A 26,016-nucleotide genomic window follows, 5' to 3' on the forward strand; every position below is an offset into this window, starting at 1 on the left:
CCCTAGCCCACCGCCGTCCGCTTGGTCTTCTTCGGATCGTCGAAGGAGATGGTATGGGTCATGGCCGCGGCCTTGACATTGGCGCCGCGTACTTCGACAGGCAGGCCCTGCTGGGCGTAATCGACATCGAGACGGGCGATTGCCATGGAGCGGTTGGTAAGCTTGGAATAGCTGGGGCAGGTGATAACCCCGACCTTCTTCCCGTCGGCCCAGACCTCGTCGCCGAGATCGGTCGGGCCGTCGGCCTCGATCAGCAAGCCAAAGATCTTGAAGCGCTCCTTGCCCTTGAGGCGGGCATGTTCCTCAGCGCCGCGAAAACCCGTCTTGCCGGGGCTGACGGTGAAGTCGAGGCCGAGTTCCCACAGGCTGTCGCCAGGCTGTTCATCGGCAAAGGGATACATCTGCGAATTGTCATAGGGATAGAACAGCAGGTAGCTTTCGACCCGAAGCATGTCGAGAACGCTGAAGCAGACCGGGATGATGCCGATCTCCTTGCCTTCCTCGACGATCCGGTCCCAGACCATGCCGGCATCCTGGCCGCGCACGAAGATCTCGTAGCCGCGCTCGCCGGTATAGCCGGTGCGCGAGATCATCACGGGCGCGCCAAACAGCGTCGTCTGTATATGATGGAAATATTTGAGATCGCGGATGCCGGGCACGTATTTGTCGAGATAATCGACGGCCAGCGGACCCTGCAGCGACAGGTCGTGCAGGTCGTCATCGAACAGGACGGCGCAGTTGCGGCCGACGGCCTGCTTGGCGATTTCTTCCGAGCCTGTGCCGGACCCATGCACCAGCATCCAGGCATTCGGCCCGGTGCGGTAGACGATGCAGTCGTCGGTGAAATGGCCGCGATCGTTGAGCATGCAGGCATAGACCGACTTGCCGGGATAGACCTTGGTCATGTCGCGGGTGGTGATGTATTCCAGCACGGCAATGGCATGCGGACCGACGAGATGGACCTTCTTCAGGCCCGAGACATCCATGATGCCGGCCTTGGTGCGCACGGCGATATGCTCGTCATAGATATCCTTGTCATAGGTCCAGGCGGTGCCCATGCCGCTCCAGTCCTCCAGTTTCGAGCCGAGTGCCCGATGCCTGTCCGCCAACGCAGAAAACCGCCATGAAAGAGCCATATCCGTTTCCCTCTTATTTCCTGTATGGAATAATTATTTCCTCGACTATATGGGTTTGTTGAGCGGACACAAGCGATGCTCTGCCTGTCCTGCAAAAAATATCTGGACGGCCCGCCTGCACGACTTGCTTCCCGGGGAGCGGAAAAGCCTCCGGCAGATTGACAACCCTGTTTCTCTGCAGGCTGCCTGACGGCGAAAGAGATCACCGAATGGGATATAGAGACGCAACTCTCCATACGCTGAATTCGTGGCCAAAATGCTCGATGAAGATGAGGAACTGAACCGCCCGGTTTTGCCGGAGGCCATTTCGTTGAAGTTGTGCGGCCATGGCCGGCGCGTCCAGCATGGCGTCGTATCGCTCTTCGACCTCTGCAGGCGGAATATTTCCGGTGGGTTCTGGAAGACGCCGTGGTTGAACCGGGCGGCCCATTCGGGTGCGGCGAACTTACAGCTTGAAAGTTGCGCCACGGTCCTCTCGGATGGATGACCTCGGCCTTGTGGAGACCGTTTTCCGTTTCCGCGAGAGCATCATCAAACAGCGCATCGAGCAGAATCAAAGCCGAGGTTCGCCAGATCGCGCATCGCCGGACGTGAGGCCTTTTCGGCACGTTTGCCGGTCGATCGACGTCGTAAAAAAGTTGAGATCACCGATCATCCGCGCCACGCCTCGGCCTACGGCGGCGTCAGACGGCGCCGGATCCTTCCGGCGCCGTCCGTTATCATCTCAGAACACCTTGGTGATGGAGATCGCGAAGGTGCGGCCGCGGCCGTGATAGTCGAAGACGGACTCGTCGACGAGATAGCCATAAAGCGCCTTGGCGCGCGAGCCCCAGACGGTGGTGTAATCCGTGTCGAACAGGTTCTGGATGCCGAAATTGATCGTGGTTGCCTGTTCGGCGAAGGTGTAGCGACCGCCGAGATTGAAGAGGTTGTATCCCTCGATCTCGTAGCCATCGTCATCCTTGAGGCTGAAGACATGTTCGCCGGTCAGGCGGACGGAAAAGGCTCCGTTGCCCCAGCCGATGTGACCGCCGGCCTTCGACGTGCTCGCCGTGCCGACCGATTCCTGGTACCAGCCGTCGGCCCCCTTCTTCTCCGACTTCACCCAGTGGCCGAGCAGGCCGACGTCGAAGCCGTTGTCGAACTTGTAACCCGCCTCGGCCTCGATGCCGTAGACGCGGCGCTTCTCGTCGTTCATCTCGATCGTCAGGGTCGAGCGATTGAGGCTGATCGAGCGGTCGGAGGTCGAGTAATAGGCCGCGGTCTGGAGGTTGAACGTGCCGTCGTCATGGCGGAAGCCGACTTCGAAGCTGTCGGTCTTGATCGCTTCGAGCGCCGAACTGTCGACATTGACGCTGTCGGTCAAGGTATAGTGGCCATTTGATAGGGTGTAGGTGCCGACACCGTAATACTTGGCCGGGTCGGGCAGTTCGAAGCCCTGCGAGAAATTCGCATAGACCTGCTGGTCAGGGGTGATGTCATAGGTCGCACCGGCATTGAACAGCAAGGCGTCGTAATCGACCTCGCCGCCGGGGATGGCATCGGCCGAGGTGGCCGTGCCGTTGAGGATCGCCACCTGCTGCGCGGCACCGACAAAATCGCTGATCTCGGTCTTGGCATACTGGTAGCGCAGGCCGCCGCTGACGGTCAGCCGGTCGGTGGCCTCCCAGGCGGCTTCGGCGAAACCGGCAACCGTGCTGACGTCGATGTCGGGATAGAGACCGGTCACGCCGATCGCGTCGAAATCCATGCCACCGGACGAAGCCGCCGTGGCCAGGTCGAAGATCGTCTGGTCGGCCGAGAAACTGTCACGGTCGGCATCCACGCCATAGGTCAGCTTCACCGTGTCGGTCAGCTCCGACACCAGGGCGGCCTTGAAGCTGTAATAGTCCGTGGACTGCTGGCTGGCGCCGAAATAGGTGCCGGCTGCGGTGCCGGTCGAGGGGAAGGGATTGAAGACGATTTCTTCGGTGCGCACGGCCCCCTGCAGCAGCAATTGCTGGCCGAGGAAATCGGCGTCGGTATAGTTCAGGGCGAGCATCTTGCGGCGCGTTTGCGGCTCGACGTCCGACTCATAGCCGGAGCGAGCCTCGAACAGGCTCGGATCGGAAAAACCGGCCAGATTGGCGCCGTAATACAGGCCGTAATCGCTGTCCTGGGCGCTGTCGAAATACTGCATGGTCGCCTCGAGCCGGCGGTCATCGTCGATCTGCACGCCGACCGAGCCCATGACGTCGATGCGCTCATTGAAGGCGGTCGAGGTCTGGGTGATATCCGGCGTGACCATTTCGCCGGAGCCGTCGTAATAGGCGCCGGTGCGATTGCCGGCGACCGAGAGCCGGGCGTCCCAGTTTTCGCTGTTGTAGGTGACTGCGCCGGCGGCGTTGCGGTCGAAATCCTCATCGCCCTGGAAGCCGCTTGCGACGCCGACCTGGGTTTCGGCATGCAGGCCTTCGGCCGCATCGCTGCCCTTCTTGGTGATGATGTTGATGATGCCGCCCGTGGCATTGCCGCCGTAAAGGGCGGTGGCACCGGAGAGAACCTCGACCCGGGCGATATTGAAGGGATCGATGGAGTCAAACTGGCGGCTGAGGCCACGGGCCGAATTGAGCGAGACGCCGTCGATCAGGACGAGCGCCGTGCGACCGCGAAGATTCTGGCCGTAGCTGGTGCGCGCACCGTCACTCGCGGCATCGAAGCTCGGCACGGTCTCGGCGAGAATCTGCTGCAGGCTCTTGCCCTGGAGGGCGGCATCCCGGATTTCCGCCTCGTCGACGACCTTGATGGTGCGGGCGATCTCGGAGATCTTCTGGGGCGCGCGGCTGCCGGTGACGACGATGTCGCCGAGAACGGTTTCACCGGATGCCTCGGCGGTCGTCACGGCTTCTTCACCGGCTGCGTCCTGGGCGCGGCCAGTACCCGCCGTCCCCAGAAACGCCACGACGGCGAGCGCCGTCAGCGCCGTGGTCGAGCGCGCCCTGGCGCAGGTCCCGCTGCGTCCATGCCTCTGTTCCCCAATCAATTCCATAGTGCCCCTCATCGACTGCGTTTTCACGACGCCCAAGGCTTGAGTGGCGCGCGAGTAAACATTACTAATACGCTCATGTTTAGGATATAACCGTGCAGCCCGCTTGGATGGAGACGAACGCGACTTGGACGAGCGCGAATGTCCCCGAGGAAAGTTGACCATCGACATGAGCTTGATCCGCCCCTTGAAATTCGGCTCCGCAGCCCTTTCGGACGCCGAGGCACGCGTGCTGTGCGGCAGCATCCTGATCGACATGATGGGCGGCCTCAGCGTCACGCTGGGGGCCGGCGACATGAGCGGGCTCACCGGGCTTTACTGGCACGACCCGTCCCTGTCGCTGGCGACCGTCTATTTCCCGAAGAGTGTGCTTAGCCTCACCTGCGAGGGTAGCGGCGACCGGGGCGTCGTGCTGCTGCGGTCGGTCGGCCAGTCGATGGAGGTGGAACATAGGTCCGCCCGGATCGCGGCGATCAGCGGCGACGTGGTCTTCGTTCCGGCGCAGAGCGGCTTGCGCATCACCCTGCCCGAGGGCGGCCGCCTGGACTGCGCGCACCTGCCCGAGCACGCCGTCGAACGCCACCGAGGGACCATTGAGGCGCTGATGCTGAAGGCGGTGCCGGCCGCCTGCCTGCCACTGCACATGTTGACCAGCTATGCCGGCTATCTCTTGCAACGCGACCAGCAGACGGCCGAGGATGTGGCGATGATGGTCAGCCATTTCTACGATTTCCTGCCGCTGCTTTCGCAAGCGGTGGGCGGGGCCGCGCAGCAGAGTGCACCGGATAGCCGGATGGCCCGTATCCGGGCGCTGGTCGACGCGCGGCTCGGCGATGGCGGCTTTTCGATCAAGGACGTGGCGAGTGCCGAGCGGATCACTCCGAGGGCGATCCAGAAAATGTTCTCCCGCGAGGGCACGACCTTTTCCCGCCACTTGCTGGAGCGCCGGCTGGAACGGGCCAAGGCAGCGATGATGGCCGCCGGGGCGCGCATGTCTATTGCCGAAGTCGCCTATCAGTGCGGCTTCAACGACCTGTCCTACTTCAACCGCTCGTTCCGCGCCCGCTACCAGATCCGGCCGTCGGATCTCAAGCGGCAGGTTCGTCCCTCGGCCTGAGGCGGCGCAACATCGAGAGCGACAGCGCGATGCCGAGGACCGAGATCACCGTCGCCAGCGAGAAAAGCCAGGCATAGCCGACCTGGTCGGCGATGATGCCGGCGAGCGAGGTGCCGATGATGTAGATCACCAGTTCGGCACAGGCGAGCAGGGTGAAATCGGTGCCGGGCTGATCGTCCGAGGCGGATTTCATGAAGAAGGAATAGATCGCCACCAGTTCCATATAGCGGATCAGCGTCTGGAAGCCGGAGGCGGCCAGCGCCACCGCAATGCCGGGGGCAAAGCCGAAGGCATTGAGCGAGAAGGCGAGGAAACACAGGCTGCGCAGGCCACCCAGCAGCAGTAGCGTGGGGCCAAGCCCAAGGCGGCGAATGACGACGGCGGCCAGCAGCGCACCGGCCAGACCGGCAGTCGCCGCCGCCGTGCCGGAGAGATAGCCGATCCAGGCGGTCGGAACCTCGATGTCGACGAGATAGGCGCCCTCCATGCCGCGCACCAGGCCTTCGCTCGCCCGGTAGCTGAGCGCAAAGCCAAGAATCAGCCAGGCCTGCGGGCGGCGGAAGAAGGCGCCGAGACTGGGGCTCGGCGGACGGGCACCGGTCTTCGGCCGCTCCGCTTCCTCCTGCATGAACAGCGTGGCGACGAGCGGCAGGAGCGACAGGAACGCGACGAGCAGGATGGTCGGCACCCAGCCGATCCGGTGGACCAGGACCAGCACCAGCGTGCCGCCGATGATGACCCCCAGCGCCACCGCACCCGCCTGAACGGCATTGCCGATCGCCCGCGCCTCGCCTTTCAGGTGACGAACCGCATAACCGTCAGTGGCGATGTCCTGCAGCGACGAGAGCAGCGTGATGAGTAGGCCGAGGCCGAACAACGGCAGCGCGTCGGACGGATCGAAGAAGGCCATGCCGGCGATGGCGAGAGCGACCAGCGCCTGGGTCGGGGCGATCCAGCCGCGACGATGACCGAGTCTCGGCAGAAGCCGATGACGGTCGACAAAGGGGGCCACGGCGAATTTCAGGACCAGCGGCAGCATCAGCAGCGAAAACAGGCCGATGGCCGTGCGCGAGGCGCCGGCTTCGCGCATCAGCGGCGGCAGGGCGACGAGCAGCAGATAGGTGGGAACGCCCTGGGCGAGATAAAGGCCGGCCAGCACTGCGTACAGCCGCATCATGCCACGGCGCGGATCCTGCGTCGCTGCGATCGCTGCGGACGGGTTTGACGGCGGGGAGGCGGAGAATGACATGGCGGCTTCCGGCGGTCTGGGCCTTGCGGCAAAGCGGAGTTACTTACTCTTCTTTACGCGGCGACGGAGGATCACGCTTGGACGCAGGCGAACCGGTTCCGGACTAGGGCGAACCGCTGTGCGAAAATTATGGCCGGCCCAGCCGTGTTGCAGGGATCAGATTCCGCTCGAGATCACCGTCCCCCTTGGGATTCTTCATCGGCGCAGGAAGCTGTGGCCTTTGCCAAGCTCAAGGCTGTCTTGCGCGCCAAAGCCGAGCGGACAGTCGAAGGCTTATGGAACACGGTCGGCCAGATCGTTACACTTGCTCGAGCTGCAGGAGTGCGCTAACGATTTCAAATCCTGCGGATAGGACCCCGAGTCAAGCGGACGCGCTCTAGAAGCTGCGACACGCCGCAGCGTGCGAAGTCCGACGGCCCCGAGACAGCGAGCGGCCGGTTTTTGACCGGACGCCAGAAACACACCCCCGTCAGATGGGAGCAGTACTTGTATTATGCAGGAACGGGTTGCGGGGGCTGCCTTCATATCTCTACGGTCAGAAAATGTCGGTCTCGGTCAAAACCTGCCCGACCATGACGAAGGAGAGATAGGCGCACGTCTTCAGCAATCTGCCGGGAGCCAACCTCCCGGCTTTTTTGCGTCTTTGGGCTGGCACGGCAGTGAAGACTTGCTAGGCTCAGTCACCGATCACGTCAAAGAGGAAAACATCATGGTGAAACTGCTCGGCATTTCGGGGAGCCTGCGCAAGGGGTCCTATAATACGGCCTTGCTGAACGCCGCCATTGCCCGGAGCAATGGCACCCTGTCGGCCGGCACCATCCAGGGGATTCCGCTTTATGACGGCGACCTGGAAGCCGCCGAGGGCATTCCGGCGGCCGTGCAGGCGCTGAAGGACCAGATCGAGGCGGCCGATGGCGTGATCCTGTTCACGCCGGAATACAACAATTCCATTCCCGGCGTGTTCAAGAATGCCATCGACTGGCTGTCGCGGCCGTCGTCCGACATATCGAAGGTCTTCGGCAACCGGCCCTTTGCCATTGCCGGCACCTCGCCCGGCAATTTCGGCACCCAGCTCAGCCAGAATGCCTGGCTACCGGTGCTTCACACGCTCGGCGCCCGCACATGGTCGGGCAAACGGCTGATGATCCCGCGGGCCGGCGAAGTCTTCGATGCCGAAGGCCGGCTGGTCGATGAGGCGACCGCCAAGCGGCTCGATGCCTTCGTCGCCGGCTTTGCGGAATTCGTCAGCCCTTAAGACAAAAAAAGCGCCGCCCGGCACGATGACGGGCGGCGCTTTTGTCGTTCAGGCCTTGCGGCAGTTCAGAGCTTCAAGGTCGCAAGCCAATCCGCGGCCATCTGCACATCCGGCATGCCGATCTCGTGGCCGGCCGAAATCACATGGGATGTCAGCGTTGCATGGGCCTTTTCCAGCTGCGTCTGCAGTTCCGGAGCATGGACGCCGTAGGGATCGTGCGCACCGCTGATCATCAGCGCCCGGGTTCCGGTGAGATCAACGGCGGGCGGCTGTTCCAGCACATTCATGGCCCGCAGCAGGATGGCGTTGTTCACCAGGCCTGGATGCAGAAGCATCATGGCCCCCAGCATGTTGGCGCCGTTCGAATAGCCGAGAAAGGCCGTGCGGGCCGGATCGATGTCATAGGCTTCGCGTGCACCGTCGATGAAGGCGGCAAAGGCATCGGCTTCCGAGGCGATGTCCTTCTGATCGAAGGTCACCATGCTCAAGCGCCGGAAGAAACGGGCGACGCCCTCCTCGCTGGAGCGGCCGCGCACCCCGATCAGCGTGGCATTCGGCGCCATGCGGCTGGCATAGGGCATCAGGCTTGCTTCATTGCCGCCGGTGCCGTGCAGCAGGATGAGCGTCGTGCCATCCGGGTTTTCCGGCTGGTGGATGCGGTGGACGAAAGGCAGATCTCTGTGGGGCATTCTCATCTCTCCTGGCAGCGCAAACTGCGGCAGCATGGTTTTGATATCGGTGTCCTCGCCGCGGATATGCGGCGGAATGAACAGTTTGGTGCCGAGGCTATCGATCGGCTCGTCGATGGCAAAGCCCGGACCGTCGGTGGCAAGCTCCAGCAGCGTGCCGCCCGGCTCGCGGACATAGAGCGAGTAGAAATAGGTGCGGTCATGGACATTGGCCAGCAGGCGCTCAGCCGCCGGAAGCCCGTCGCGCACCCGCTCGACCTCGGCCCGGTCGGTGGCGCGAAAGGCGATATGGTCGATCGTGCCGGTGCCGGGTGCGGCCGTCCAAAAGCCGGAGGCATTGCGCACGTCGATAATCTCGCCGGCCTCGGACGTCAGGCGGCGCATGCCGCCGCTCTCGGAGCCGGGCGCAAAGCCCATATGGCTTTCCAGGAAGGCGACGGTCTCCACCGGTTTTTCGGACAGGATCGTCGCGCCCCGAAGCCCGCGGATGGCGAACTCTTCCGGCACGCCGGCGCCTGTCCAGGGATTGGCATGACCGGTATCCGGCACGCCGACCAGCTTGACGATCACACCGTCCGGATCGGTCAGCCGCAGCACCGGTTCGCCAAATTCGGCCGCCGGGCCGCTGAGCTTGATGCCGAATTGCAGCGCCCTCGTCAGCCAGAAGCCGATGGCTTCAGGCGCGATGGCCAGGGCGATTTCGCTGGGTGCGCCGTGCCCGACGCGGCCGGGCGATCCGTCTTCCCAGACCAGGAACGTCACCAGCGAGCCGGGCGAAGCGATGCTATCACCGTAGAACAGATGCAGCTGCGTGGCGTCCTCGAACCCGGCCGTGCGCTTGGCCAGTCTCAGCCCGAGAAAGCCCGCGTAGAAATCGACATTGTCCTGCACCCGCCGGGTGATGAGGGTCACATGATGAATTCCACTGGTCATGGCAGGCACTCCACGGGTTAGCTTTGCCGCAGCTTGGCGGCTGCTCCCTAATTGGCCCCGATCGAGGCAAAGCGCCAGTCTCGGCAAAGGAACACAGTGTCAACACTTCGCTTCCAAGCCGCGCTGTCGGCCCTGCGAAAAGCCGAATCGATGCCTGACAGGCGTCAATATGGAATGAAAATTCCACATGCTGTTTTGCCCGATTGGCAGGAAGAATCCAGCAAAGCAAACGGATTACGCGAATTTGCGCCTATTGGCCCATTGAACCCGTTGACGGCCCTGCGGAAAAATGGAATAAATTATCTGCATTTCTTAGCAGGCGGTCTGTTTATTCCGTTTTGCCAACCGCGTCGGGAGCGCGGACCAGCAAATGCTCGACCGACCCGGGAGAGGTCGGTTTCCGGCAAACCCCGGTGGGCCGGACACCATGTGAGGAGGAAAGACCATGAAGAAATTCCTGTTGGGCGCCAGCCTGTCCGTTCTGCTGAGCACGGCTGCCCATGCCGAGACGATCGGCGTATCAATGGCGCTGTTCGACGACAACTTCCTGACCGTGCTGCGCGGCGGCATGCAGGACTATGCCAAGACGCTCGATGGCGTCACCCTGCAGGTCGAAGACGCCCAGAACGACGTTTCCAAGCAGCAAAGCCAGATCCAGAACTTCATCGCCGCCGGCGTCGATGCGATCATCGTCAACCCGGTCGATACCGACGCGACCATCGCCATGTCGAAGATCGCCGCCGATGCCGGCATTCCGCTGGTCTATGTCAACCGCGAACCGGTCAACGTCAACGAACTGCCGGAAAAGCAGTCCTTCGTCGCCTCTGAAGAGGTCGTCGCCGGCACGCTGGAAGCCAAGGAAGTCTGCCGTCTGCTCGGCGGCAAGGGCAAGGCCGTCATCATGATGGGCGAATTGTCCAACCAGGGCGCTCGCATGCGCACCAAGGCCGTGCATGACGTGGTCGCCACCGATGCATGCAAGGGCATCGAGATAGTCGAGGAGCAGACTGCCAACTGGCAGCGCACCCAGGGCGCCGACCTGGTGACCAACTGGCTGTCGAGCGGGCTGGAGTTCAACGCCGTCATCGCCAACAATGATGAAATGGCGATCGGCGCCGCCCAGGCGCTCAAGGCCGCCGGCAAGGACATGAAGGATTATGTCGTCGCCGGTGTCGACGCCACCCAGGACGCGCTGGCCGCCATGGAGGCCGGCGATATCGACGTGACCGTCTTCCAGAATGCCGCCGGCCAGGGCAAGGGCTCGGTCGATGCGGCCCTGAAGCTTGCCAAGGGCGAGAGCGTCGAGAAGAAGGTCTACATTCCCTTCGAACTCGTCACCCCGGAAAACCTCAAGGACTACCAGGCCAAGAACTGATCTCCTCCTGATGAAGATACCGAACGCGGGTCGCAGCCTGCGTTCGGACCCTGCTTGTAATATCCGGAGGTTTTGACATGGTCAGCCCGACAACGATGGCCGCTGTGCGCAAAAGCGGTGCGATCCCCAATTCGGAATATCTGCTGACGGCCGAGGGCGTGCGCAAGGAATTCCCGGGCGTGGTGGCGCTCGATGACGTGACCTTCCGGCTGAAACGCGGCAGCGTGCATGCGCTGATGGGCGAAAACGGCGCCGGTAAATCGACGCTGATGAAAATCCTCGCCGGCATCTACCATCCCGACAAGGGCACAGTGCGGTTGAAGGGCGTCGACATCAGGCTGCAATCGCCGCTTGACGCGCTGGAGAACGGCATTGCCATGATCCATCAGGAGCTCAACCTGATGGCGCCGATGACGGTGGCGGAAAACATCTGGATCCGCCGCGAACCGCTGACCCGCCTCGGCTTCATCGACCACAAGGAGATGAACCGCAAGACGGCGGATCTCTTCAACCGGCTTAACATTTCCATCCATCCGCAGACCAAGGTCGGCGAGCTGTCGGTCGCCAATCGCCAGATGGTCGAGATCGCCAAGGCGGTCTCCTACGAATCCGACGTGTTGATCATGGACGAGCCGACCTCGGCGCTGACCGAGCGCGAGGTCGAGCATCTGTTCCAGATCATCCGGGGCCTGCGCGACCAGGGCATCGGCATCGTCTACATCACCCACAAGATGAACGAGCTGTTCGAGATTGCCGACGAGTTCTCGGTGTTTCGCGACGGCAAATATATCGGCACCCATGCCTCGAGCGACGTGACGCGCGACGATATCATCCGCATGATGGTCGGCCGCGAGATCACCCAGATGTTCCCGAAGGAGGATGTGCCGCTCGGCGACGTGCTGCTGTCGGTCAAGAACCTGACGCTCGACGGGGTTTTCCGCGACGTCTCCTTCGACGTGCGCGCCGGCGAAATCCTCGGCGTCGCCGGTCTGGTCGGCTCGGGCCGTTCGAATGTCGCCGAAACATTGTTCGGCGTCACGCCGGCCTCGTCCGGCTCGATCGAGATCGACGGAAAGCCGGTCGACATCCATAGCCCGACCGAAGCGATCCGCAACCGCATGGCGTTCCTGACCGAAGACCGCAAGGAAACCGGCTGCCTGCTGATCCTCAACGTGCTGGAAAACATGCAACTGGCCGTGCTGCAGGACCGCTTCGTCAGCAAGGGTTTCGTGCAGCAGGGCGAACTCTCGGCGCAATGCGAGGACATGTGCCGCAAGCTGCGCGTCAAGACGCCGAGCATGAGCGAGCGCATCGAGAACCTGTCGGGCGGCAACCAGCAGAAGGTGCTGATCGGCCGCTGGATGCTCACCAATCCGCGCATCCTGATCCTCGACGAGCCGACGCGCGGCATCGATGTCGGGGCCAAGGCCGAGATCCACCGCCTGGTGTCCGAAATGACCAAGCTCGGCGTCGCAGTGATCATGATCTCGTCGGAAATGCCGGAGGTTCTCGGCATGAGCGACCGCATCATGGTCATGCACGAAGGCCGCGTCACCGGATTTCTCGACCGCAAGGACGCCACACAGATCAAGGTCATGGACCTGGCGGCGCGCTAGCGCCACCGTCCAGAGACCGTCAGGGAGGACACAATGAACGATACCGTGGCAAAAGCCGAAAGCGATCTGAAGCCTGAGCGTCAGCGCCGCCGGATTCCGCCGGAGGCCAATATCCTGCTGGTGCTGATCGGCATCGCACTGATCTACGAAATTCTCGGCTGGGTCTTCGTCGGCCAGAGTTTCCTGTTCAACCAGCAGCGCCTGACCATCATGATCCTGCAGGTCTCGGTGATCGGCATCATCGCCGTCGGCGTGACGCAGGTCATCATCACCGGCGGCATCGACCTGTCCTCCGGCTCGGTGGTCGGCATGACGGCGATGTTTTCCGCCAGTCTGGCCCAGGCCTCGACCTGGCCGCGGGCGCTTTATCCCGGTCTCACCGACCTGCCCTTCGTCATCCCGATCCTGATCGGCATCCTGGCGGGCCTGGCTGCCGGCTATATCAACGGTCAGCTGATCGCCAAGACCAAGATCCCGCCCTTCATCGCCACGCTCGGCATGATGGTGACGGCCCGCGGCATTTCGAAATGGTACACCAAGGGCCAGCCGGTCTCCGGCCTCAATGACGATTTCATCTTCATCGGCACGGGCGTCTGGCCGGTCGTGGTCTTCCTCACCGTCGCCATCATCTTCCACATCGCGCTTCGCTACACCCGTTACGGCAAGTTCACCTATGCGATCGGCGCCAATGTGCAGGCGGCCCGCGTCTCCGGCATCAATGTCGAGGCCCATCTGATCAAGGTCTATGCCATTGCCGGCATGCTGGCGGGCCTCGCCGGCGTCGTCACCGCCGCCCGCGCCCAGACCGCCCAGGCCGGCATGGGCGTGATGTATGAACTCGACGCCATTGCCGCAGCCGTGATCGGCGGCACGTCGCTGGCCGGCGGCGCCGGCCGCATTACCGGCACGGTCATCGGCACGATCATCCTCGGCGTGATGACCTCCGGCTTCACCTTCCTCAGAGTGGATGCCTATTATCAGGAAATCGTCAAAGGCATGATCATCGTGGCCGCCGTCGTCGCCGACGTCTATCGCCAGAAGAAACGCGCCAAGGCGTAATCAAGCACCCCAGCCGACAAAAAACGCGGCGCGAAAGTGCCGCGTTTTTCGGGTTCAGGTCATTCCGCCATCGGCGGCACAACGCTATTTCTGATTGACCAGCATCAGCACCAATTGGTGGATATTGCCGCCGTCGCTGAGTTCGACCTTATCGAAATCACGGCTGCGCTGCCGCTGTTCCTGCGACAGCTTTCCCAGCCGGCTCGTCAGTTCCGTGCGGATCTTGCTGCAGTCCGGGTCGTCGGCCACCGTCAGGCCGAGGCTGGTCGTCTCGATGGCCTTGACCAGATCCTTGATGTACTCGCCATGCACCTTTTCATGGTCGCGCACGCCTGTTATGAAGGTCTCCCACAGGCTGGCGACAGCGCCTTGCAGCTTTTTCGCCGGCTTTGGCAGCGTGTAGAGGATGGTCAGCTTCGGCCGGGCCGTGGTCAGCACGCAGGCGCCGCCGGGCTGCGGCTCGTATTTGCGGGTCCAGGTAAGCGTAAAGGTGGTATGGGCGATGACGCGGGCCATGCCAAGTTTTGGGCCACGCTCGCCGATCGAGGCATAGAGCTCGGCCCCGGTACTGCCCTCGATGACATAGGGCTGCACCTTTTCGACGGCCTGCCAGTCCGCCTGCGCGGCCCATGGCGACAAGGCCAGACCCGCGCCGAGAACCCATGATCGTATGCCTGATTTCACGCCATTTTCCTTACGACAGCTGCATCGCTGCGCAGACTAGATTGTTTCAGGCCCGAAGGAAATCGCTCGGCGACGAACAAATCCGACGTTCGATCAAAGAGTTGTGCTAGACTTAATGGAAGAGGCGGACTAACAAGCTCGCCCGGCAGCATGGCAAACGCCAAGCCTCGCCCACCGACCTGAAATCGCTAACGATTGCCAGCTCTGCGCATGCGGGGGCAACCTTTCGTTAACGGAATTCCCTTAGCTGCCGGGGTCCGGCATTTGCCGCCATAGCCCAGTTCTGAAATGTGAATGACATGCCCCGATCAAGAGTTTCCACCCAGGCCTTCCACAACAAGATTTCCACCTTCTGCGAGCAGCGGCTCGCTCCTGCCCTGCCGCCGAACGACTACGAAAACCTGCGCTGCTACATGCTGGGCCTGATTGCCCGCAAGGCCTCGCCGCCGCGCCAGGGCGACAAGCTCGACTGGCCGAAAATCGCCGCAGACTGCGATCTGCATGGTGAGAGCCTCTATATTGCCCGCAAACTTGCGCCGCACGGATTCGATGCGGTGCTGCGCTGGCTCGGCGAAGGCCGTCCGTCCGCCATGACGCTGGCCGGCAATGGGGCCCGCCCCGTCACCAGCCGCCCCCCGATGAAAATGCACGGCGCGTCGATGCGCTGAAGATCCGGCACCGGCCGAGGCGTCTCGGCCGGCTCTCGCCGACGACTGAAATGATCAGCCCTGCAAAACCGCTTCCGCGGCAAGGGCTGCCGATAAGAGCCGCTCGTCTTCGTTTCGCTGGCCCGACAGCAGCAACCCGACCGGCATGCCGGCATCGCCCGTTCCGCAGGGCAGCGAGACACCACACCCGTCGAGAAAATTGTTGATGAGCGTGTTGCGCAGCGTCTTGGCATTGGTCTTGATGAACAGGTCATCATCGCCAAGCAAAGGCTCGGTCAAGGGCGCCACATGCGGCAAGGTTGGGGCGACCAGAAGGTCTCCGGGCGCAAGGCTTGCGGCGAATGCGGCGATCAGCCGTTCCCGCGCCTCCAGCAGCGCCAGATAATCGGACGTGGTGGTCTTTTCGCCAAGCCGCGCCCGTGCTGCGACCCGCGGGTCCATCTCTCCTACATGAGGTCCGGCCAGTCGGTCCTTGTGTACGGCAAACGCTTCGGCCGACACCATCGGCCCGTGCCGCGCTGCCAGGTCGAACAATTCGGAAAACAGCGGGAAGGCCTGTCGGCGGATTCTTGCGCCGCCGCGCCCGAGCCTCGCCAGCGCCGCCTCGAACGCCGCCACGACGCCCGGCTCCGCGCCGTCGAACACGATGGTTTCCGGCACCACCAGCGACAGATCGGACAATGCACCGCGGCGGACATCGGCCGTGATGGCGCCGCGCATGGCGGTGTCGATGAGGATGGCGTCCGAAACGGTGCGGCAGAGCGGTCCGAGGCTGTCATGGCTTTTGGCGAGCGGAAACACGCCGCGCATCGAATAACGCCCGCGCGTCGCCTTGTAGCCGACAATGCCGTTGAAGGCGGCCGGGATGCGCACCGAACCGCCGGTATCCGTGCCAATCGACACCGGCACCAGGCCGGCGGCGACCGCAACGGCGGATCCGGACGATGAACCGCCGGGCAGGCGCGCGCCATCGCCAGATGCCGGATTGCGCGGCGTGCCGTAGTGGGGATTGATGCCGAGACCGGAAAAGGCAAATTCGCTCATATTGACCCGGCCGACGCTGACCATGCCGGCCGCAGCCAGTGCTGCCACCACATCCGCGTCGCGTTCGGCAGGGGTTGCATGGGCCAGAACCTTCGATCCAGCCGTGGTCGCCAACCCCTCGATATCAAACAGATCCTTCCAGGCAACGGGGATGCCATCGAGCGCGCCCCGCGACCGGCCGTCGCCAATGCGCTTTGCAGACGCCTGCGCCTCAGCCAGCGCCCGGTCCTTCAGCAGGTTCAGAAAGATCGTCTGGTCGTCAAATGCCTGGATCGCCGCGAAGGTCTCTTCGACAAGGGCCACCGGATCGAGTGCGCCGGACTGGATGAGGACCGATAGCGTACTGACCGATCGTCCTGCATTCGAAGTGGCCATGTCGCGGTCCTTTCTGCTGGCCGGCGATGCAGCTTCGGCACACCGGTTCAAACTGTCGATACAGCGATGTTCCAGATCCCAAAGGAATTCGCAAGGGCGGGGCGACCGTGATCCCGTGCGAAAAAGCCATCGATCATGCGGGCAGTCGGGCGCCCTACGGGCGGGGCAGCAATTGGCCGCGGACGAAGGTCATCTCCTCGCTTGTGACGCGATCCTCGGAATCGAGAATGGCGCGCCAGAGGCGGTTGCCAAGACGCAGGCTGAGGCGGCATGTGCCAGCATGCTCCCCCTCGCCCACCTCGACGGTGCTGGCCAGTAGCCCCTTCTGCATGCGGCGCCGGAAGTCGTCGCTGCTCAGCCCGAAGCGTTCGGCCAGTTCGCCCGGCTCGAGGATGAAATCGCCATTGGGATCGCGCTCGATCTGCATCATGTTCCTTTCGAGGGCGTTGCCTGCAGGCAGGCCGCGGCTGGTCTGTCCGCATCACGGTAACACAGGAATGCCGGCAGACCGGAGAGAGTTTGTGCCTTTCCGTCACAGGTGACAAATTCCTGTCGACATCTTGCATGCATTTTTGTACCACCTGTCAGAGGATAGGGCACAGCCATGGACCATAGTGACGACAACAAGCTTGATGCCGGGCGGCCGCGCGGCTCCGGAACGCAGAGCGTCTATACGGCATTGCGGCGCGAGATCCTGGCGATGACGCTCGATCCGGGCAGCCCGCTCGATGAGGTTCGCCTGTCCGAGCGTTTCGGCATGTCGCGCACGCCGATCCGCGAGGCACTGCTGCGTCTTGCCTCCGAAGGCCTGGTAACGACGCTGCCGAACCGCAATACCATCGTATCCATCATCGATTTTGCCGAACTGCCTCCCTATTTCGACGCCTTGACGCTGATGTACCGGGTGACGACGCGGGCAGCAGCGTCGCGCCGCAATCCCGCCAAAATGGATGAAATCCGGCGCCATCAGCGCGACTTTTCGGCCGCGGTGGACGCCCAGGATGCCTATGCGATGATCGAGGCCAATCGCGAGCTGCATGTCGCGATCGCCGAGCTCGGCGGCAATCCCTATTATACCAGCTTCTTTGCCCGTCTGCTTGATGAGGGCCGACGCATCCTTCGGCTCTATTATTCGACATTCGATGATCGGCTGCCACGGCAATATGTCGACGAGCACGAGGAAATCATCGCTGCCATAGAGGCCGGCGACGTGGACAAGGCCGACCGGCTGGTGATCGAGCATGCGGCGCAGATCGTTCGCCAGATACAGGAATACATAGCCAGGGACGTCAGCAAGGCGGCTCTTCTGCCGGGCCTTTGATCCCCCTCGAACTCAACTGCAAAGACCTCGTGTCCAGGAGCAAACGATGAGCGCGGCCGGAAAATGCGATGTGGTGGTGATCGGCGCCGGTATCATCGGGGCGATGTCCGCGCTTTATCTGCAGGCGGACGGCCGATCGGTCACCCTGCTGGAGCGCGGCGACGTCGCACGCGGCGCCAGCCACGGCAATGCCGGCATTCTGGCCTTTCCGGAGATCATCCCGATCCCCGCCCCCGGCATCATGAAAAAGGCGCCGCGCTGGCTGGTCGATCCGCTCGGTCCGCTCAGCATTCCGCCGGCCTACGCCCTGCGCATCGCGCCGTGGCTCTGGCGGTTCTGGCGTGCCAGCTCGCCGCAGGCCTTCCGGCATGGGTTGAAGGTGCAGACCGCGATGATGCAGCTCGCCGCCGCCGAGATGCAGCGCATCGCGCAGATGCCGGAGCTTTCCCGCTTCATCTCCACCACCGGCACGCTGGATCTTTACGACAGCGAGGCCAGTTTCAACAACGCTGCGAGCCATGACTGGCAGGAAAAGGCCAAGGCCGGTTTCAATTTTTCCTGCGTCGGCCGTGCCGAGATCGAGCAGTTGCAACCGGGCCTGGCCCCGCAGTTTCGCCACGCCATGTATACGCCCGGCGGCCTGCAGGTTTCCGATCCCTACGAATTCACCAAGGCGATCGCCGATCTTGCCGCCAGCCGTGGCGTTGAGATCCGCAAGGGCGAGGCGGTTCGCGTCGAGCCGGCCGGCGACGGCGCCATCGTGACGCTGGCAGGCGGCAAAAGGCTGGAAGCGGCCAAGGGGGTCATTGCCGGCGGCGCCTGGTCGAAAGCGCTTTCGAGCGGTCTGGGCGATCGCCTACCGCTGGAAACCGAAAGGGGCTACAATACCACCCTGCCCCGCCAGTCCTTCAATCTCTCCCGGCAGCTCTATTTCAACGACCATGGCTTCGTCGTCACGCCTCTGGCCCGGGGTATCCGGGTGGGCGGCGCCGTGGAACTGGGCGGGCTCGACCTGCCCCCCAACTATCGGCGGTCCGAAGCGCTGCTCGCCAAGGCAGGCCGCTTCCTGCCGGGCCTGAACACCGAAGGCGGCAGTCAGTGGATGGGGTTCCGCCCGTCCATGCCGGATTGCCTGCCGGTGATCGGATCGTCCAAAGCGAGCCCGGCGGTCGTCTACGCCTTCGGTCACGGCCATCTGGGACTGACCCAGTCGGCGGCCACCGGACGACTGGTGAGCGACTTGGTCTGCGGCCGCAGTCCCGCCATATCTGTCGAGCCGTTTCGGCCCGGCCGATTTGCCTGATCCCACCCTGCTTCTTTCAAACCGCACGTATAACACCTCACTCCAGGACACCCGAAAATGCCCTTCAAGACCCTGCCCGCCTTCATCACCGATGCCGAAAGGCTGTCGCGGCTCTCCCGTCTGCGGGCCGGCATGGAGGCGGATGGTTGCGCGGCTCTGCTGCTCGGATCGTCGGAGAGCCTGCGCTATTTCACCGGCCTGGTCTGGCACCAGAGCGAGCGCCTGCTGGGCGCGCTGATCACGCCGGCGGGGCTCACCTATATCGTGCCCGCATTCGAGAAGAGCCGCGTCGAAACCCTGCCCCATCTTGCCGGCGAGATCGTCACCTGGGAAGAGCAAGAGAACCCGGCGGCGCTGGTCGCTTCGCTGCTCGGACCGAAGGGCACGCTCGCCCTCGACGACGCCCTGCCGCTGTTCCTCTATCATCGGCTGGCATCCGCCTTCGGTGCGGAACGGCTTTGCGATGGCGGATCGCTGATCAGCGCCCTACGGCAGCGCAAGTCGCCAGCCGAGATCGCCATCATCCAATATGCCATGGACCTGACGCTGGAGGTGCAGAAGCGCGCCCATGCCCTGATGAAACCCGGCATCCGCGCCTCCGACATTGTCCGCTATATCGACGAGCAGCACCTTGCGCTCGGCGCTGCAGCCGGCTCGACCTTCTGTATCGTCTCCTTTGGCACGGCGACATCCCTGCCGCACGGTGCCGACGGCGATCAGGTCCTGGCGCCCGGCGATGTCATCCTGGTCGACACCGGCACCCGCATCGACGGTTATCATTCGGACCTGACCCGGACCTATGTGCTCGACGAACCCGAAGCCGAATTCGCCCGCGCCTGGGCCATCGAGCGGGCTGCGCAGCAGGCGGTATACGATGCTGCAATCCTCGGCGCGCCCTGCCACAGCCTCGATGACGCGGCCCGCGCCGTGCTGGGCCAACATGGGCTCGGCCCGGACTATCGTCTTCCCGGCCTGCCGCACCGCGCCGGCCACGGCCTCGGGCTGGAGATCCACGAACATCCCTATATCGTGCGCGGCAATGCCACGCTGCTGGCAGAAGGCATGTGTTTCTCTAACGAACCGATGCTGGTCTTTCCCGATCGCTTCGGCATCCGCCTCGAGGACCATATCCACATGACGGAAACAGGGGCCGCATGGTTTACCCAGCCGGCCAAGGGTCCTGCAGAACCCTTCGCCTGAGCCATCCGGATCTTTGACCGAGGACACCGCCTTTAAAAAAGGCGGGATCGATCGGAGTTTTCTTGTGCTCTTGATTTCTGTCGACAGTTTGTATATTGAACATTTCATGCAATTGAAGGAGCAAGAGATGAGCACAGGTTGGCACGGCGTTTTCCCGGCGGTTACCACGCAGTTCCGTGAAGACATGTCGGTGGATATCGACGATACGCAGCGCGTTCAGGATGCGCTGGTCAAGGATGGGGTCAACGGCCTGATCGTCATGGGCACCTGCGGCGAAAACAATTCGCTCGATCCGGAGGAAAAACGGACCATCCTGAAAGCCGCCGTCGAGGTCGTCGCCGGCCGCGTGCCCGTCATCACCGGCGTCTCAGAGTTCGATACCCGCCGCGCCATCGCCTATGCCAGGGATGCCGAAAAGCTCGGCGCCGACGGCCTGATGCTTCTGCCGGCCATGGTCTATGTTCCGAAGCCCGAAGAGCTGATCGCCCATTTCAAGGCGGTTGCCGAGGCGACGTCCCTGCCGATCATGCTCTACAACAACCCGCCGGCCTACCGCGTCAACATTGGCTATGATGTCCTGCAGGCCCTGGAAGGCGTTGCCAATATCAAGGCCGTCAAGGAAAGCGCGCCGGATCCGCGCCGCTTCACCGACCTGTTCAACGTCTTCGGCGACCGCTTCGAGCTGTTTGCCGGCCTCGACGATGTAGCGCTTGAGGGCCTGATGCTGGGTGCCAAGGGCTGGGTCTCCGGCCTGACCAGCGCCTTCCCGGAGGAATCCGTGCAGCTGGTTGCCGCCGCTGACCGGGGCGACTGGGAAGAAGCCCGCCGCATCTACCGCTGGTTCATGCCGCTGCTGCATCTCGACGCCGAGCACGACCTCGTCCAGTCGATCAAGCTGGCCGAACAGATCATGGGCCGCGGCTCGGAGCGGGTTCGCATGCCGCGTATGCCACTGACGGGCGCACGCCGCGCCGAAGTCACGGCCATGGTCGAAAAGGCCGCCGCGACCCGGCCTTCGCTCACCAAGGCCCGCGCCGCCTGAGGCCCAAGTCTTCAGAAATGGTTTTCTGCGCCCCGCCTTGCGGGGCGCAGTCATATTGCGAGCAGCCTAAGAATTGCATCGGACCGCCATAGTGCACCTTGCCGATTCTGACTTTTTTTGATTGCTACAGAAAAATGAAGATTTCGCGCGCCTGCCGTTAATCGTCCTCTTACATTAAAGAGACTACCGTCTTCTCCATATGCTAAAATGCGTGTGAATAGTTCTGATTCGCACTCCACATTCGGTCGATATTTTTACGCATGCCGTCAGCACCCGTGCTTACGCACGGTTGCGTGATATGCTTGAGGAGAAGCAGCGTGATTTCCCATCCTTACCTGTCGCGCCGGACCTTCCTGAAACAGTCCATCGGCACCGCCACGATCGGCGGCGGGCTGGTCCTCTGTCCCTGGACGACGGCCGGTGCTGCCACGGCCAAGACGACGCCGGCCGCCTCGCCGCTCGGCATCGCCGATGACCTTGCCAATCCGGGCGAGGTGCATTCGGTCGACGGCCGGCTGCGCACCCGATTGTTCATGTCGATCGCCGACGTCCTTCTGCCGAGCGGACCGGCCAAGCTGCGCATCTTCAACGAAAGCCTGCCGGCGCCCACCTTACGGCTGAAGGCGGGCGACACGCTGGAGATCGCCTTTGAAAACCGCATGCCGGAAAATCCAGACACGACGGCCATGGTGCTCAACGTCCCCAATCGCTTCAACACCACCAACGTGCATTATCACGGCTTCCACGTCAGCCCGCGCGGCAACAGCGACAATGTCTATCTGCAGATCGAACCGGGCCACCACTTCAATTATGTCGTGCGCATCCCGGAGGATCATCCCGCCGGAAACTACTGGTACCATCCGCACCGCCACGGCTCGGTCTCCGCGCAGGTCGCCTCGGGTGCCGCCGGCATGGCGATCATCGGCGGCGCGCTGGATACGGTGCCGGAAGTCGCCGCCGCTGTCGAACGCATCATGGTCCTGCAGGCGCCGATCCCTGGCGTCGATGGCGTTCTGGCGACCGAAGATCCGATCTGGCCGCCGCTCAATGGCGAGCGCAATTTCCTGATCAACGGCGCCTATCGCCCGCGGATCTACATGCGCGAGGGCGAGGTCCAGCATTGGCGCATCCTGCATGCCGGCGACGCGCAGTTCCTGCCGCTGACGGCAGAAGGACTGGAACTCTATGAAATCGGCCGCGATGGCAATCCGCTGCCGAGGGCTGAGATCGTCGACACGGTCGATCTGGCGCCGGGTAACCGCGTCAATCTTCTGGTCAAGACGACAAAGCCAGGCACCTACCAGCTGCTGCGGCCGGCCTTCAACCAGGGCAAGCAGCCGCTGGACGAGATCATGCTCGCCGATATCGTCGTCATTCCAGCCGATGACAGCCGCGTGGCAGCCGGCAAGCCTTTCGGACGGGGCATTCCGGCCGGCGACCTGCCGAAGAACAAGATCCTCACCGACATCGCCGACAGCGAAATCACCATGCAGCGCAAGTTCGTGCTGGGCATGTCGGAGGTCAAGGGTTTCTTCAAGGATACCGAGTTCACGATCAACAGCCAGCCCTTCGACCCGCGGCGCGACGATGTGACGGCCAAGCTTGGTGCTGTCGAGGAATGGACGCTGGTCAACACCACGCCCTATCCGCATCCGCTGCATATCCACGTCAATCCGTTCCAGCTGATGGATTCCAACGGCGTCCCGGACCCGCGCAAGCCATGGCTCGACACCGTGTCGGTACCGGCGTCAGGAACGGTCCGCTTCCGCACGCGCTTCACGGATTTCACCGGCCGTTATGTCATGCACTGCCACATCCTGCCGCACGAGGACACCGGCATGATGATCAATGTCAACATCGAGGCTTAGGGATGTCGATGCGCGCATTGGTGTTAGCAGCCATTCTGACCGCGGGATGGACCGGCGCGCCGGCACTGGCCGATGACGCGATGCCACCGCTTGGCGCGCAATGCCTGTCCTGCCATGGGTCGGATGGCCGTCCGGCGCTGGCCGACCTGCCGATCATCGCCGGCCAGCAGCCGCTTTATCTCGCCAATGCCCTGAAGGCCTATCGCGACGGCAAGCGTGCCGCGGGACAGGCCATGGTCATGCATGAAATCGTCAAGAACACCACAGACGCCGAGATCGAAGCTCTGGCGCAGTGGTTCGGAGGCCAACAATGACTGCAACCCGGACCTTGATCACCTTGGCTGCCATGATGATGGCGTCAGTGTCCCTCGCCCGCGCCGATACGCTGATCTACATCACGGACCCGGCAGGCGAAACGCTGTTTGCCGAGGCGGACGAAAAGTCGCCTTATTTCAAGCTGGCGACCTATCTCGAGAGCGAGCAGATCCTGACCTTCTGCGGCCCGGCGACCATTGCCGCCGTCTTGAACAGTCTCGACATCCCCCGTCCCGTGCCGCAGCGGCTGTTTCCCTGGGGCCTGTTTACCCAGGACGCCGTGTTCACGCCGGAAAACCAGGCGGTGAAGCCCTATCCGATGGTCGAGCGCGACGGGCTGGTGCTGGAACAGCTCGTGCAGTTCTTCATCAATCTCGGCGTCAAGGCCGAACTCCACCATGCCGACAGCATCGACGTCTCCGCCCTGCGGGAGCTGATCAAGGCCGGGCTCGCGGCCCCCGACACCCGCCTGGTCGCCAATTATTCCCGCAAGCCGATCGGCCAGAACGGCGACGGCCACATTTCACCGATCGCCGCCTATGACGTCGAGACCGACCGCGTCCTGGTGCTGGATGTCGCCAAGTACAAATATCCGCCGGTTTGGATGACCGTTGCCGATCTCCATGCGGCGATGAACACCATCGACAGCGGATCGAACAAGACCCGCGGCCTCGTCGTGGTGACCAAATGAAGCTGTCGCGCCGCGCCTTTCTGGCCGCAATCCCGCTGGCGCCGACCGCGGCCGAGGCCTATGGGCTGGGGTCCGGCTCGATCAGCTTTGACAATGTCGTCCGGCAGATCGGCGGCGTCGGCGACATCTCGTCCTATCTGCTGGCCGCGGTGAACAAGGAATTCGTCGCGACCTATGGCGCACCTGCGCAAGTAACCTTCACCCACACGCTGTCCGGCGGCGCGCTCGACGCAAGGATCGCTGCGGCATCCGACGAGATCAAGGCCCAGGTCGCCTTCGTCGCCAAGCTGCTCTACACCGGCGAGGTGACAAAAGACGGCGTGACGACGGCTGCCTATTATCCCTGGTGTCTGGCCTGGGCATCGCTGACCTTCGCCACGGCGCCGGGCCTATGCGGTGGGCCGGCCTTCGGTCATTGGCAGAACGCCCCTCTGCCGGGGCAGATGTGATGCGCGCCAAGGTCGTCATCATCGGATCCGGAATGGCCGGCGCCCATCTGGCCTACAGCCTTGCCCAGAAGGGCGTCGATGTCCTGGTGCTGGAGGCCGGCCCGCGCCGCAGCCGCGCCGACAATCTCAAGACCTTCTACGACAATCCGGTCAAGGGCCCGCAATCGCCCTATCCAAGCGTCGCCTCGGCACCGCATCCGGAAGACCAGACCTACGACGATTTCTATGTGCAGGCCGGACCGGATCGTTTCATCGGTGCCTATCTGCGGCTTTACGGCGGCACCAGCTGGCACTGGACCGGCTTTGCCGATCGCCTGCGTCCGGTCGATTTCAAGATGAAATCGACCTATGGCGTGGCCGAAGACTGGCCGATCGACTACGACCTGATCGTCCCTTATTACAAGCAGGCCGAACAGCGTTGGGGCGTGTCCGGCGATCCCAATTTCACCTGGGGCGCGCCGCGCGACAGCGCCTACCAGATGCCGCCGATCCCGATGAGCTACATGGATCGCCAGGTGGAGAAGGCGCTGACCACACTGGGTCTCACCGCCGGACCATTTTCCCACGCCCGCAATTCGGAACTGTTCGACAATCGGCCGGTCTGCTGCGGCAACAATACCTGCGTGCCGATCTGTCCGATCGGCGCCAAATACGATGCCTCCGTGCATGCCGAAAAGGCCGAGCAGGCCGGCGCCCGCATCGTCACCGACGCGCTCGTCACCTTCATCGAGATCGGCCCGGACCGCCAGGTCAAACGCGTCAAGGTGCGCCGGCCCGATGGCGAAAGTTTCTGGGTCGAAGGCGATGTCTTCGCGCTGTGCGGCCATGCCATCGAGAACCCGCGCCTGCTGCTCAATTCCGCGCAGGAAGGGGCTGCCAACGGCGTTGCCAATTCCAGCGGCGATGTCGGCCGCTATCTGCTGACCCAGGCAAACCAGGATTGCTGGGGCCTGACGCCGGACCCGGTCTTCCCCTATCGCGGGCCGCAGCAGACCGGCGGCCTGATCGAGATGCGCGACGGTCCGTTCCGCACCGAGCGGGCGGCGATCGGCACCTCCTTCATGAACAGCGGCTGGTCGGGCAATTCGGACGCCACCAGCCTGGCCAAGACGCTGATTGCGCAAGGCGTGTTCGGACAGGAGCTGTCGCGCCGCATCAACGACACGGTATCGCGGCATCTGCGCCTCAATTCCTCGGCAGAAGTGCTTCCCGACCGCAATAACCGCATCGAGCTTGCCGATATCCGCGATAGCGCCGGCATCCCAAAGCCCAAGATCACCTTCCGTATGGACGACTATACCAAGTCGGGCATCGCGGCCGGCCTTGAGGTCAACCGGCAGATCTTTGCCGCCATGGGCGCCACGCAGGTGCAGTCGAACGAGCCCTATCTCTCCAACGCGATCATTGGCGGTACAACCCGCATGGGCCTCGATCCGAAGACCTCGGTTGTCGATCGCGATCTGGTGTCCCAAGATCACCGCAATCTCTACATTCTCGGGTCTAGCAGCCATGTGACCGCCCCAGTCAACGCCCCTTCCCTGACGATCGCCGCCCTTGCCATCCGGGCCGCCGATCGCGTCATGGCGAACCTGCAGGACTAGA

The 26,016-nt window shown here is 63.1% G+C and carries 22 protein-coding genes and 2 pseudogenes; 16 read left to right on the forward strand and 8 right to left on the reverse strand.

All coding sequences use genetic code 11. From position 1 onward, the window contains the following. Positions 1-2: 2 nt before the first annotated feature. The 3 genes and pseudogenes from HGO38_RS12355 to rhtA form a co-directional block, all read right to left on the reverse strand. Positions 3-1,136 carry an aminomethyl transferase family protein gene (locus HGO38_RS12355; RefSeq protein WP_250956189.1) on the reverse strand — a complete coding sequence of 378 codons (1,134 nt, stop codon included), beginning with the start codon at positions 1,134-1,136 and terminating at the stop codon, positions 3-5. Between the two features lie 319 nt (positions 1,137-1,455). Next, positions 1,456-1,672, reverse strand: a pseudogene (locus HGO38_RS31255) (IS3 family transposase); the annotation flags it as partial. 188 nt (positions 1,673-1,860) lie between these two features. Continuing rightward, positions 1,861-4,164 carry a TonB-dependent siderophore receptor RhtA gene (gene rhtA / locus HGO38_RS12365; protein WP_250956190.1) on the reverse strand — a complete coding sequence of 768 codons (2,304 nt, stop codon included), beginning with the start codon at positions 4,162-4,164 and terminating at the stop codon, positions 1,861-1,863. Positions 4,165-4,330: 166 nt separating this feature from the next. On the opposite strand from rhtA, the gene HGO38_RS12370 reads away from it, so the two are divergent. Further along, on the forward strand, positions 4,331-5,278 hold the full coding sequence (locus HGO38_RS12370) for a helix-turn-helix transcriptional regulator (RefSeq protein WP_250956191.1): 948 nt from the start codon (positions 4,331-4,333) through the stop codon (positions 5,276-5,278). On the opposite strand, the gene HGO38_RS12375 is transcribed toward HGO38_RS12370, so the two are convergent. After that, positions 5,250-6,455, reverse strand: coding sequence for a RhtX/FptX family siderophore transporter (locus HGO38_RS12375; RefSeq protein ID WP_250956293.1), 1,206 nt, complete (start codon positions 6,453-6,455; stop codon positions 5,250-5,252). The genes HGO38_RS12370 and HGO38_RS12375 overlap by 29 nt on opposite strands. Before the next feature lie 288 nt (positions 6,456-6,743). Between HGO38_RS12375 and HGO38_RS12380 the strand changes: the two are divergent. Together HGO38_RS12380 and HGO38_RS12385 are read left to right on the forward strand one after the other, a co-directional pair. Next, positions 6,744-6,879 (forward strand): annotated as a pseudogene (locus HGO38_RS12380) (IS630 family transposase); the annotation flags it as partial. A 357-nt stretch (positions 6,880-7,236) separates the two neighbouring features. Then, entirely contained in the window at positions 7,237-7,782 is a 546-nt protein-coding gene (locus HGO38_RS12385) for an NADPH-dependent FMN reductase (RefSeq protein ID WP_250956192.1), read from the forward strand. Positions 7,783-7,847: 65 nt separating this feature from the next. On the opposite strand, the gene HGO38_RS12390 is transcribed toward HGO38_RS12385, so the two are convergent. Continuing rightward, positions 7,848-9,404, reverse strand: coding sequence for a VOC family protein (locus tag HGO38_RS12390; RefSeq protein ID WP_250956193.1), 1,557 nt, complete (start codon positions 9,402-9,404; stop codon positions 7,848-7,850). 445 nt (positions 9,405-9,849) lie between these two features. On the opposite strand from HGO38_RS12390, the gene HGO38_RS12395 reads away from it, so the two are divergent. The 3 genes from HGO38_RS12395 (at position 9,850) to HGO38_RS12405 (ending at position 13,454) form a co-directional block, all read left to right on the forward strand. Further along, positions 9,850-10,779 carry a sugar ABC transporter substrate-binding protein gene (locus HGO38_RS12395; RefSeq protein WP_250956194.1) on the forward strand — a complete coding sequence of 310 codons (930 nt, stop codon included), beginning with the start codon at positions 9,850-9,852 and terminating at the stop codon, positions 10,777-10,779. 77 nt (positions 10,780-10,856) lie between these two features. Beyond that, complete coding sequence (locus HGO38_RS12400) at positions 10,857-12,395, forward strand: sugar ABC transporter ATP-binding protein (RefSeq protein ID WP_250956195.1); 1,539 nt, start codon at positions 10,857-10,859, stop codon at positions 12,393-12,395. A gap of 33 nt (positions 12,396-12,428) precedes the next feature. Continuing rightward, positions 12,429-13,454, forward strand: a complete 1,026-nt coding sequence (locus tag HGO38_RS12405; RefSeq protein ID WP_250956196.1) for an ABC transporter permease — start codon at positions 12,429-12,431, stop codon at positions 13,452-13,454. A gap of 84 nt (positions 13,455-13,538) precedes the next feature. On the opposite strand, the gene HGO38_RS12410 is transcribed toward HGO38_RS12405, so the two are convergent. Beyond that, on the reverse strand, positions 13,539-14,138 hold the full coding sequence (locus HGO38_RS12410; protein ID WP_250956197.1) for a DUF922 domain-containing Zn-dependent protease: 600 nt from the start codon (positions 14,136-14,138) through the stop codon (positions 13,539-13,541). Between the two features lie 299 nt (positions 14,139-14,437). Here HGO38_RS12410 and HGO38_RS12415 point away from each other — a divergent pair, with 299 nt between their 5' ends. Continuing rightward, positions 14,438-14,806, forward strand: a complete 369-nt coding sequence (locus HGO38_RS12415) for a hypothetical protein (protein ID WP_250956198.1) — start codon at positions 14,438-14,440, stop codon at positions 14,804-14,806. 54 nt (positions 14,807-14,860) lie between these two features. On the opposite strand, the gene HGO38_RS12420 is transcribed toward HGO38_RS12415, so the two are convergent. Both HGO38_RS12420 and HGO38_RS12425 read right to left on the reverse strand, forming a co-directional pair. Next, positions 14,861-16,225: an amidase gene (locus HGO38_RS12420; protein WP_250956199.1), complete on the reverse strand. Its 1,365-nt coding sequence runs from the start codon at positions 16,223-16,225 to the stop codon at positions 14,861-14,863. A gap of 154 nt (positions 16,226-16,379) precedes the next feature. Beyond that, positions 16,380-16,652, reverse strand: coding sequence for a DUF6522 family protein (locus tag HGO38_RS12425; protein WP_250956294.1), 273 nt, complete (start codon positions 16,650-16,652; stop codon positions 16,380-16,382). Positions 16,653-16,829: 177 nt separating this feature from the next. On the opposite strand from HGO38_RS12425, the gene HGO38_RS12430 reads away from it, so the two are divergent. The 9 genes from HGO38_RS12430 to HGO38_RS12470 all read left to right on the forward strand — a co-directional run bounded on the left by HGO38_RS12430 (position 16,830) and on the right by HGO38_RS12470 (position 26,015). Beyond that, a complete protein-coding gene (locus HGO38_RS12430; protein ID WP_250956200.1) occupies positions 16,830-17,546 on the forward strand; it encodes a GntR family transcriptional regulator in 717 nt (238 codons plus the stop codon). Positions 17,547-17,592: 46 nt separating this feature from the next. After that, on the forward strand, positions 17,593-18,849 hold the full coding sequence (locus tag HGO38_RS12435) for an NAD(P)/FAD-dependent oxidoreductase (RefSeq protein WP_250956201.1): 1,257 nt from the start codon (positions 17,593-17,595) through the stop codon (positions 18,847-18,849). Positions 18,850-18,906: 57 nt separating this feature from the next. Beyond that, entirely contained in the window at positions 18,907-20,049 is a 1,143-nt protein-coding gene (locus HGO38_RS12440) for a M24 family metallopeptidase (protein ID WP_250956202.1), read from the forward strand. 127 nt (positions 20,050-20,176) lie between these two features. Continuing rightward, a complete protein-coding gene (locus HGO38_RS12445; protein WP_250956203.1) occupies positions 20,177-21,091 on the forward strand; it encodes a dihydrodipicolinate synthase family protein in 915 nt (304 codons plus the stop codon). Between the two features lie 317 nt (positions 21,092-21,408). Beyond that, positions 21,409-22,959 carry a multicopper oxidase family protein gene (locus HGO38_RS12450; RefSeq protein ID WP_250956204.1) on the forward strand — a complete coding sequence of 517 codons (1,551 nt, stop codon included), beginning with the start codon at positions 21,409-21,411 and terminating at the stop codon, positions 22,957-22,959. Between the two features lie 8 nt (positions 22,960-22,967). Continuing rightward, positions 22,968-23,273, forward strand: a complete 306-nt coding sequence (locus tag HGO38_RS12455) for a c-type cytochrome (RefSeq protein WP_250956205.1) — start codon at positions 22,968-22,970, stop codon at positions 23,271-23,273. After that, on the forward strand, positions 23,270-23,965 hold the full coding sequence (locus tag HGO38_RS12460) for a phytochelatin synthase family protein (protein ID WP_250956206.1): 696 nt from the start codon (positions 23,270-23,272) through the stop codon (positions 23,963-23,965). The genes HGO38_RS12455 and HGO38_RS12460 overlap by 4 nt, the downstream gene beginning before the upstream one ends. After that, positions 23,962-24,414 (forward strand): hypothetical protein, encoded by a 453-nt coding sequence (locus HGO38_RS12465; RefSeq protein ID WP_250956207.1) that lies wholly within the window; start codon positions 23,962-23,964, stop codon positions 24,412-24,414. Before HGO38_RS12460 ends, HGO38_RS12465 begins: the two co-directional genes overlap by 4 nt. Beyond that, on the forward strand, positions 24,414-26,015 hold the full coding sequence (locus tag HGO38_RS12470) for an FAD-dependent oxidoreductase (RefSeq protein ID WP_250956208.1): 1,602 nt from the start codon (positions 24,414-24,416) through the stop codon (positions 26,013-26,015). Before HGO38_RS12465 ends, HGO38_RS12470 begins: the two co-directional genes overlap by 1 nt. Position 26,016 lies beyond the last annotated feature (1 nt).

Source organism: Rhizobium sp. CG5, from assembly GCF_023701945.1.
Classification (GTDB): domain Bacteria; phylum Pseudomonadota; class Alphaproteobacteria; order Rhizobiales; family Rhizobiaceae; genus Allorhizobium.

Bases quoted from the DNA above. Each gene is read 5' to 3' on its own strand.
- HGO38_RS12355 (WP_250956189.1), bottom strand. From the start codon at position 1,136: ATGGCTCTTTCATGGCGGTTTTCTGCGTTGGCGGACAGGCATCGGGCA.
- rhtA (WP_250956190.1), bottom strand. From the start codon at position 4,164: ATGGAATTGATTGGGGAACAGAGGCATGGACGCAGCGGGACCTGCGCC.
- HGO38_RS12370 (WP_250956191.1), top strand. From the start codon at position 4,331: ATGAGCTTGATCCGCCCCTTGAAATTCGGCTCCGCAGCCCTTTCGGAC.
- HGO38_RS12375 (WP_250956293.1), bottom strand. From the start codon at position 6,455: ATGATGCGGCTGTACGCAGTGCTGGCCGGCCTTTATCTCGCCCAGGGC.
- HGO38_RS12385 (WP_250956192.1), top strand. From the start codon at position 7,237: ATGGTGAAACTGCTCGGCATTTCGGGGAGCCTGCGCAAGGGGTCCTAT.
- HGO38_RS12390 (WP_250956193.1), bottom strand. From the start codon at position 9,404: ATGACCAGTGGAATTCATCATGTGACCCTCATCACCCGGCGGGTGCAG.
- HGO38_RS12395 (WP_250956194.1), top strand. From the start codon at position 9,850: ATGAAGAAATTCCTGTTGGGCGCCAGCCTGTCCGTTCTGCTGAGCACG.
- HGO38_RS12400 (WP_250956195.1), top strand. From the start codon at position 10,857: ATGGTCAGCCCGACAACGATGGCCGCTGTGCGCAAAAGCGGTGCGATC.
- HGO38_RS12405 (WP_250956196.1), top strand. From the start codon at position 12,429: ATGAACGATACCGTGGCAAAAGCCGAAAGCGATCTGAAGCCTGAGCGT.
- HGO38_RS12415 (WP_250956198.1), top strand. From the start codon at position 14,438: ATGCCCCGATCAAGAGTTTCCACCCAGGCCTTCCACAACAAGATTTCC.
- HGO38_RS12420 (WP_250956199.1), bottom strand. From the start codon at position 16,225: ATGGCCACTTCGAATGCAGGACGATCGGTCAGTACGCTATCGGTCCTC.
- HGO38_RS12425 (WP_250956294.1), bottom strand. From the start codon at position 16,652: ATGCAGATCGAGCGCGATCCCAATGGCGATTTCATCCTCGAGCCGGGC.
- HGO38_RS12430 (WP_250956200.1), top strand. From the start codon at position 16,830: ATGGACCATAGTGACGACAACAAGCTTGATGCCGGGCGGCCGCGCGGC.
- HGO38_RS12435 (WP_250956201.1), top strand. From the start codon at position 17,593: ATGAGCGCGGCCGGAAAATGCGATGTGGTGGTGATCGGCGCCGGTATC.
- HGO38_RS12440 (WP_250956202.1), top strand. From the start codon at position 18,907: ATGCCCTTCAAGACCCTGCCCGCCTTCATCACCGATGCCGAAAGGCTG.
- HGO38_RS12445 (WP_250956203.1), top strand. From the start codon at position 20,177: ATGAGCACAGGTTGGCACGGCGTTTTCCCGGCGGTTACCACGCAGTTC.
- HGO38_RS12455 (WP_250956205.1), top strand. From the start codon at position 22,968: ATGCGCGCATTGGTGTTAGCAGCCATTCTGACCGCGGGATGGACCGGC.
- HGO38_RS12460 (WP_250956206.1), top strand. From the start codon at position 23,270: ATGACTGCAACCCGGACCTTGATCACCTTGGCTGCCATGATGATGGCG.
- HGO38_RS12465 (WP_250956207.1), top strand. From the start codon at position 23,962: ATGAAGCTGTCGCGCCGCGCCTTTCTGGCCGCAATCCCGCTGGCGCCG.
- HGO38_RS12470 (WP_250956208.1), top strand. From the start codon at position 24,414: ATGCGCGCCAAGGTCGTCATCATCGGATCCGGAATGGCCGGCGCCCAT.